The sequence below is a fragment of the Saccharothrix sp. S26 genome (genome assembly GCF_021390395.1).
Taxonomy (GTDB): Bacteria; Actinomycetota; Actinomycetes; order Mycobacteriales; family Pseudonocardiaceae; genus Actinosynnema.
In genome coordinates this window covers 208,921-216,208 of the sequence record NZ_JAJUWT010000005.1, presented here as the reverse complement: position 1 = coordinate 216,208, position 7,288 = coordinate 208,921, and the positions used below count along the sequence as shown (strand labels likewise).

The window sequence follows — 7,288 nt, the reverse complement described above, 5'->3', positions numbered from 1 at the left end:
ATCGGGGCGCGGACCGTTGAGCGCGCCGCCGGGCGCCGACTATGTTGGTCGCACGGCAGGGAATCAAAAATCTGAAGAAGTCCGGCGAAGCCGGGCTCCGGATTCCCGAGGAAATTCACCGTTAATCAGGTCACCGCGACGGGAAGTGCCATGTCTGCGAAACGAAGCGCCATCGTCACCGGGGGTTCCCGGGGCATCGGCCGGGCCACCGCCCTCGCGCTGGCCGACGACGGGTTCGACATCGCCTTCTGCTACCGCGGCGGTGTCGCCGCCGCGGCGGAGACCGAGGCGGCGCTGCGCGAACGCGGCGTCGCGGTGTACCAGGCGCCGTGCGACGTCGCCGACGCCGAGGCGGTCGAGGCGTTCGTCAAGGCCGCCGAGGAGGAGCTGGGCGAGGTCGACGCGCTGGTCAACTCCGCCGGGATCGTCCGCGACAACCCGATGGTGCTGATGCCGCACGCGGACTGGAACGCGGTCATCGACACCAACCTGACCGGCACGTTCAACTTCTGCCGCACGGTCGCGTTCGGGTTCATGAAGCGGCGGTCCGGCGCGATCGTCAACCTGTCCTCGGTGGCGGGCGTCTACGGCACCGCGAGCCAGACGAACTACTCCGCGGCCAAGGCCGGCATCAACGGCATGAGCCGGGCGCTGGCCAAGGAACTCGCCCCCTACGGCGTGCGGGTCAACGTCGTCGCACCCGGTTTCATCGAGACCGACATGACCGCCGAACTGCCCGACAAGGTGCGGGACAAGGCGAAGAAGACGATTCCGATGCGTCGTTTCGGCGAGGCTTCGGACGTGGCGGACCTCGTGTCGTTCCTGGTCTCGGAGAAAGCCGGATACATCACCGGCCAGGTGCTCCAGGTCGACGGCGGAATCGTCATCTAGGGCCATGTCCGGCGATCCAGGAGAATTCCCGTGAAACGCACGTACGCCGCACCGCTGACCGCGGTCGACCGCGCCGAGGTGTTGCCCGGAAAGGGCGTCCGCGCCGAGAAGGACGTCGTCGCGCACGACCCCTACCTGGCCGGGCACTACCCGCACTTCACGATCTACCCCGGTGTCTTCACCATCGAGTCGGTGCACCAGGCGGTCCGCCGGATGGTGGCCGCCGAGCGCGGCGACTGGGTGCGCACCGAGATCGACACCATCGTGTCGGTGTCGCTGAGCGCGCCGCTGCTGCCCGGTGACGTCCTGCGCGTGCAGGCCGACCGGGTGCCGACCGCGGAAGAGGACCTGGTGCGGGTGAAGGCCCTGTGCCGCCGCTCCGACGACGTCGTCGCGGCGAAGATGACCCTGGTACTGCGCGTCCACCCGGAGGAGGCACCGTGACCGCGCAGTTGACGCGTCCCCTGCTCAGCCACGCCGACATCACCCGCGTGCTGCCGCACCGGCACCCCGTCCTGCTCGTGGACAGCGTGCTGGAGCTGGAGCCGGGCGTCGCCATCACCGCCACCAAGGCCGTCACCGGCTCCGAGCCGTGCTACGCGGGCCTGGCCGACGGCCTGCCCGACTCCGCCTACGCCTACCCGGTCTCGCTGATCGTGGAGTCGTTCGGGCAGGCGGGCGCGGTGCTGTGGCTGGTCGGCACGCCCGACGACGAGCGGCCCGTCGGCACCCTGATCTTCGGCGCCGCCCGCGGCGTCGTCGTGCACGACCGCGCGTACCCCGGCGACGTCCTCACCCACCGGGTGAGGATCGAGACCATCACGGGCCCCAACGCGTTCATGTCCGGCGAGGTGCACGCGGGCGACCGGCTGGTCGCCACGATCGGCCAGGTGCTGGCCGTGATCCGCGAGACCGACGCCCTCGACGGCAACTGACCCACCCCCCTCGCACCACCCCCGCCACCGGCGCACGCCGGGCGATGGCGCACACCCTGAGGAGCAACGATGACCAAGGCCCTGACCACCGAGCCGCAGCGGCTCGACGACCTGCGCGAGATCGTCGCCGAGGTGCTGGAGATCGAGCCCGAGGAGATCACCGAGACCAGCGACTTCGCCGAGGAGCACGACGCGGACTCGCTGCGGGCCATCGAGATCCTCGCCCGCATCGAGAAGAAGTACAAGGTGTCCATCCCGCAGGCCGAGCTGCCGAACATGGTGAACCTGCGCGCCGTCTACACCGTGCTCGCGCAGTACGCCGACTGGCAGGACTGACCGTGGACCGCCGTGTCGTGATCACGGGCCTCGGCCCCGTGTCGAGCGTGGGGATCGGCGCCGAGGACTTCGGCGCCGCCCTGCGCGCGGGCCGCAGCGGCATCTCGCCGATCGCGAGCTTCGACGCCTCGGGCTTCCCCCACTTCAAGGCGGGGGAGGTGCACGACTTCGACCCGAAGGCCCTGGTGCGCTCGCTGTCCCCGGACGAGTGGGGGCGCACGAGCCTGTTCGCCGCCGCGGCGGGCCGGCTCGCCGTGGAGGACTCGGGCATCGACCCGGCGCTCCTGGCGCGCTCCCGCGCCGGGTCCAGCATCGGGACCACGAGCGGCGAGTCCCAGGTCGTCGAGCAGCTCACCGCCCAGTGGGTGGAGGACGGGATGCCGTCGATCACCCCGGACCTCGTCCGACAGGCCCCGGCCTCCCGGCTGGCGGTCGCCGTCAACCGGGAGCTGGGCCTGACCGGCGAGGCCATGACCCTGTCCACCGCGTGCTCGGCCAGCAACTACGCGCTGGGCTACGCCTACGACCAGATCGCCACCGGCGACGCGGACTACATGGTCGCCGGCGGGGCGGACTCGGTGTGCCGCTGGGCGCACGCGGGGTTCTTCCGCCTCGGGGCGCTCACCGAGCACGTGTGCTCGCCGTTCGACGCCAACCGGTCGGGCATCCTGACCGGCGAGGGCGGCGCGGCGCTGTTCCTGGAGACCCTGGAGTCCGCCGAGCAGCGGGGCGCGCACGTCTACGCCGAGGTGCTGGGTTACGGCCTCAACTGCGACGCCAACCACATGGTCGCCCCGGACAAGGACAGCATCGCCGAGTGCATGCGCCGCGCCCACCGCAACGCGGGCATCGAGGCGTCCGACGTGGACTACATCTGCGCCCACGGCACGGGCACCCCCGCCAACGACGCGGTGGAGTCCAAGGCGGTGCTGGACGTCTTCGGCCCCACCCCGCCGCCGATCAGCTCCATCAAGTCGATGCTGGGCCACACGATGGGCGCGGCCAGCGGCTTCGGCGCGATCGCCTCGGCGCTGGGCATCGACCAGGGCTTCCTGCCGCCCACGACCAACCACACCACGCCCGACCCCGAGCTGGTCGGCATCGACCCGGTGCCCAACGCGGCCCGCGAGGCACGCCTGGACGTGGTGCAGAACAACGGTTTCGCCTTCGGTGGCAACAACGCCATCACGATCCTGGGACGGGTGGCATGAGCACCGCACCGGACACGCTGGCCATCACCGGCTGGGGAGTGCTGACCTCCACGGGCATCGGCGCCGACGACTTCAGCGCCGCGGTCCGCGAGGGCCGGGGCGGCCTGGTCGACGTCGAGGGCGCGTTCGACGACGAGCTGCCCGAGTCCAAGGCGTGCGCGCTGGTCGGCTTCCACGCCCGGGACTACGTGGGGCGCAAGGGAACAGCGTTCCTCGACCGCAGCACGGCGCTGGCCCTCGTCGGCTGCCACCTCGCGCTGGCCGACACCGGCCTGGTCGTGGACGACACCAACCGCGACCGGCTGGGCATCGTCCTGGGCACCACCGCGGGCAGCTTCAAGTCCACCAGCGACTACAGCCGCGAGACCCTCGTGCAGGACAAGCCGTACCTGGTGAACCCGGTGCTGTTCCCCAACACCGTGATGAACTGCGCCGCGGGGCAGGCCGCGATCTGGCACAAGCTCAAGGGCGTCAACGCGACCGTGGCGGGCGGCCAGCTCGCCGGCCTCAACGCGCTGCGCTACACCCGCAACGCGGTCCGCCGGGGCTACGTCGACGGCGCCCTGGTCGGCGCGGTCGAGGAGTTCAGCCCGCACACCGCCTGGGGCACGCACAACGTGCACGAGCGGATCGGCGCGCACGTCCCGCTGGGGGAGGGATCCGCGGTGTTCGTCGCGGAGAACCCCGACGTGGCGCGGTCCGCCGGGCGCGCGGTCGACGCGGAGGTGCTGTCCGTGGAGATCGGCTCCAGCCCGACCGGCGACACCGCGGACGGCCTCGCCGGCTGCGTGGGCCGGGCCCTGGAACGGGCCGGCGTCCACGTGGACGACGTGTGGGCCGTCGCGACCGGCGAGACGGGGGACGACCGGCTGGACCGGCTGGAGTCCCTGGGCGTCGCGCTGTCGTTGGGCACGGGCCCGCGACGCGTGCGCGTCAAGGAGCTGACCGGGGAGTGCCACGCGGCCTCCGGTGCGCTCCAGGTGTCCGCGCTGCTCGCGCACCACCGCGGCGACAAGGCGTTGGACGGGCGGGTCGGCGTCGTCACGTCGGTCTCGGCCGACGGCGCGGTCGGCGCGGCCGTGATCCGGGGGTACGCCCGTGCCTAGCGTCATCACCGGGGCCGAGATCCGCACCTGCCTGGGCGACACGACGACGACGTTCAAGGCGCTCGTCGAGGGCGTCAGCGGGGTGTCGCCCCTGCGCTTCCACGACACCGCCAAGCTCAACGTCACCCACGGCTACCAGATCGACGACGGCGACGTGGAACGCCCGCGCCGCGCCGCCGGCTGGCTCACCGAGTGCGTGGCCGCCGCCGCGGCGCAGGCCGGGCTCGACGCCACGACCCAGCGGGTCACGGCGATCGTCGGCACCGGTCTGCGGGAGCTGCGGTCGGTGGAGCGGTTCACCGCAGACGGTGTCCCGGTGCTCCCCGAGGAGCTGCACTTCGCGGCGGCGGTGCGGGCCGCGCTGCCCGGAGTCGCGGACGTGATCACGGTGTCCAACGCGTGCTCGGCCTCCGGGCACGCGCTGGCCATCGCCGCCGACCTGCTCGCCGCCGACGAGGCGGACGCGGTCGTCGTCGCGGGCTGCGACGCCACCACCGAGAGCATGCTGACGATGATCGGCCGCGTCGGCGAGGAGCCCACGACCTCCGTGCGCCCGTTCGACCGGGACCGCACCGGCGTCCTGCTCGGCGAGGGCGCGGCGGCGGTCGTGGTCCAGCCCCGCGGCGACGGGCCCCTGGTGCTCGGTGTCGGCCTGTCCTGCGACGCCCACCACGAGACCGCGCCGGACGTGCGCGGCATCGTGGCGGCGATGCGCGACGCCCACGAACGCGCCGGGATCACCCCCGACGAGGTGGACCTCGTGCTCGCCCACGGCACCGGCACCGCCCTGAACGACCCGACCGAGGCCTCCGCCTTGTCCGAGGTGTTCGCCGACGTCGCCGAGCAGCCGCTCGTCACCGGCGTGAAGGGCGCCATCGGCCACACCTCCGGCGCGGCGGCGCTGACCAGCCTGGTGCTCGCCGTCGAGTCGGTGCGCGCCGGGTGGGTCCCGCCGAACGCGGGGCTGCGGACCGCGATCGACGAGGCCGCCGGCCTGCGCCTGGTCGTGGACGAGCCCGCGCCGATCAGCGGGCACGCGGTCGTGCAGGTCGACGCGTTCGGCTTCGGCGGCGTGAACGCGGTGTGCGTGATCGAGGTGAACCCGTGACCGCCGGGGTGCTGGTGACCGCCCAGGCGGTGCACCTGCCCGGTCCCGGTTCGCCGGAGGATCCCCTGCTCGCGCTGCTGGCGGCCGGACCGGCCGTCGGACCGGACCAGGCGCACCTCCTGCTGGGGCGCAAGGGCCTGCTCTACAAGGAGCCGTCCACCCGGCTCGCGCTGTGCGCCGTGCACCGCGCGCTCGGGCTGCCCGAGGGCAAGCCGACCCTCCCGCTACCGGGAGCGGACCGCACGGCCGTGGTCGTCAGCTCCAACTACGGCAACGTCGCCACGGTCGCCGACGTCGTGCGCGAGGAACGCGCGGGCTCCGGCCGCGACGTGAGCCCGCTCAACAGCCCCAACGCCTCCAGCAACGTCGTGGCCAGCACCATCGCCATCCGCTGGGGCTTCACCGGGCCCAACCTGACGGTGTGCTCGGGTGAGACGTCCGGTCTGGACGCGGTCGGCCTGGGCGCGCTGGCGTTGCGCGCCGGGCGCGCGGACCGGGTCGTCGTGGTCGGCGTCGAACCCGACGACGACACCGCCACGTCCATCGCGGGCCCGTTGCGCGCGCTCGCGGCGTGCGTCGTGCTCGAACGTTCGGAACCGGGGCGCGCGGGCGTGCTGCTGGGTCGGGTGCACCGGTCCGAGCACGTGGACGACCTGCTGCTCGACACCGCCGAGATCGACGACCACGTCGGGCCCACGTCCGGCGCGCGCGGCGTGCTCCAGGTCGCGCTGGCCGCCGCGTGGCTGCGGGCCGGCGGGCAGCCGGGTGCGGGCGCCGGCGTCGTGTGCGGCGGCCCGGCGGACGGCCACGCGGCCGTCCACCTGAGCGTGCGGGGGATCTGACCGTGGGCGAGCGCGAGAGGTGGCGGGTCGTCGCCCGCGGGGACGCCGCCGTGCTGTGGGGCCGTTCCGGCACGGGCCCGCCCGTCGTGCTCGCGCACGGCCTCCAGGACGGCTGGGCGGGCTGGCTGCCGCTGGCGGCCGAACTCGGCGACCGCGCGTGCTACGCGCTGGACCTGCCGTGGCGCGCGGGCAGCACCGACACCTGGTGCCACCGCGGCACACCCGCCGACTGGCTGAGCCGGGGCCTGGCCCTGGTGCCCGAGGCGCCGCGGGTGGTGATCGGCCACTCGTTCGGCGCGAACGCCGTGCTGCACCTGCTCGCCGAACGCGGGCTGCCCGCGAGCGTCGAGGCGGTGGTGCTCGTGGCCCCGTTCTTCCGCCCCCCGGCGCTGGAGGTGGACTGGGCGCTGCACACGGCGGCCCTGGCCGGCGTCCGCCGGATCATGACCGCCGGTCTGCGCCTGCGCCTGGGTTCCCGCGCGGCGGACCTGGACGACGACCTGCTGTCCGCGATGGCCGCCACGGTCGTCGACCGCATCGGCCCGGTGGGCTTCGGCGCGTTCTTCCAGAGCTTCGCGGCCTCCACCACCCTGTGGCTGTCCGATGTGGACATACCGGTCCTGGTCGTCGCGGGACGGGACGACGAGGCGCTGAGCGGCGAACGCGCCACCGCCCTGGCCACCGCCCTGCCGATCGCCCGCTTCCGCATCCGCCCCCACTACTCCCACTTCTGCCACGTGGAGCAGGCCGACGACGTGGCGGCCGACCTGGGCGAGTTCCTGGACCGCGTCGGCTTCGAGACGAATGCCACCCCCCTGACCGCGCTGCACCCGATCCGGTGAGCACCGGCCCCGCCGTT

General features: G+C 73.4%; 9 protein-coding genes. All 9 read left to right on the top strand.

Annotated features, from left to right (window positions below):
• Positions 1-150 precede the first annotated feature (150 nt).
• The 9 genes from fabG (at position 151) to LZG04_RS09950 (ending at position 7,271) form a co-directional block, all read left to right on the top strand.
• On the top strand, positions 151-891 hold the full coding sequence (fabG, locus tag LZG04_RS09990) for a 3-oxoacyl-[acyl-carrier-protein] reductase (RefSeq protein WP_233815531.1): 741 nt from the start codon (positions 151-153) through the stop codon (positions 889-891).
• 30 nt (positions 892-921) lie between these two features.
• Positions 922-1,335, top strand: a complete 414-nt coding sequence (locus LZG04_RS09985) for a 3-hydroxyacyl-ACP dehydratase FabZ family protein (RefSeq protein ID WP_233815530.1) — start codon at positions 922-924, stop codon at positions 1,333-1,335.
• Complete coding sequence (locus LZG04_RS09980) at positions 1,332-1,826, top strand: 3-hydroxyacyl-ACP dehydratase FabZ family protein (protein WP_233815529.1); 495 nt, start codon at positions 1,332-1,334, stop codon at positions 1,824-1,826. The genes LZG04_RS09985 and LZG04_RS09980 overlap by 4 nt, the downstream gene beginning before the upstream one ends.
• A gap of 69 nt (positions 1,827-1,895) precedes the next feature.
• Positions 1,896-2,162 (top strand): acyl carrier protein, encoded by a 267-nt coding sequence (locus LZG04_RS09975; protein WP_233815528.1) that lies wholly within the window; start codon positions 1,896-1,898, stop codon positions 2,160-2,162.
• 2 nt (positions 2,163-2,164) lie between these two features.
• Entirely contained in the window at positions 2,165-3,373 is a 1,209-nt protein-coding gene (locus LZG04_RS09970) for a beta-ketoacyl synthase (protein WP_233815527.1), read from the top strand.
• Entirely contained in the window at positions 3,370-4,479 is a 1,110-nt protein-coding gene (locus tag LZG04_RS09965) for a beta-ketoacyl synthase N-terminal-like domain-containing protein (RefSeq protein ID WP_233815526.1), read from the top strand. The genes LZG04_RS09970 and LZG04_RS09965 overlap by 4 nt, the downstream gene beginning before the upstream one ends.
• Positions 4,472-5,587 carry a beta-ketoacyl synthase N-terminal-like domain-containing protein gene (locus LZG04_RS09960; RefSeq protein ID WP_233815525.1) on the top strand — a complete coding sequence of 372 codons (1,116 nt, stop codon included), beginning with the start codon at positions 4,472-4,474 and terminating at the stop codon, positions 5,585-5,587. Before LZG04_RS09965 ends, LZG04_RS09960 begins: the two co-directional genes overlap by 8 nt.
• Complete coding sequence (locus tag LZG04_RS09955) at positions 5,584-6,429, top strand: beta-ketoacyl synthase N-terminal-like domain-containing protein (RefSeq protein WP_233815524.1); 846 nt, start codon at positions 5,584-5,586, stop codon at positions 6,427-6,429. Before LZG04_RS09960 ends, LZG04_RS09955 begins: the two co-directional genes overlap by 4 nt.
• A 2-nt stretch (positions 6,430-6,431) precedes the next feature.
• A complete protein-coding gene (locus LZG04_RS09950) occupies positions 6,432-7,271 on the top strand; it encodes an alpha/beta fold hydrolase (protein ID WP_233815523.1) in 840 nt (279 codons plus the stop codon).
• Positions 7,272-7,288 lie beyond the last annotated feature (17 nt).

Excerpts from the sequence above, each read along its gene's own strand:
- LZG04_RS09975 (WP_233815528.1), top strand. The coding sequence starts at position 1,896 with ATGACCAAGGCCCTGACCACCGAGCCGCAGCGGCTCGACGACCTGCGC.
- fabG (WP_233815531.1), top strand. The coding sequence starts at position 151 with ATGTCTGCGAAACGAAGCGCCATCGTCACCGGGGGTTCCCGGGGCATC.
- LZG04_RS09965 (WP_233815526.1), top strand. The coding sequence starts at position 3,370 with ATGAGCACCGCACCGGACACGCTGGCCATCACCGGCTGGGGAGTGCTG.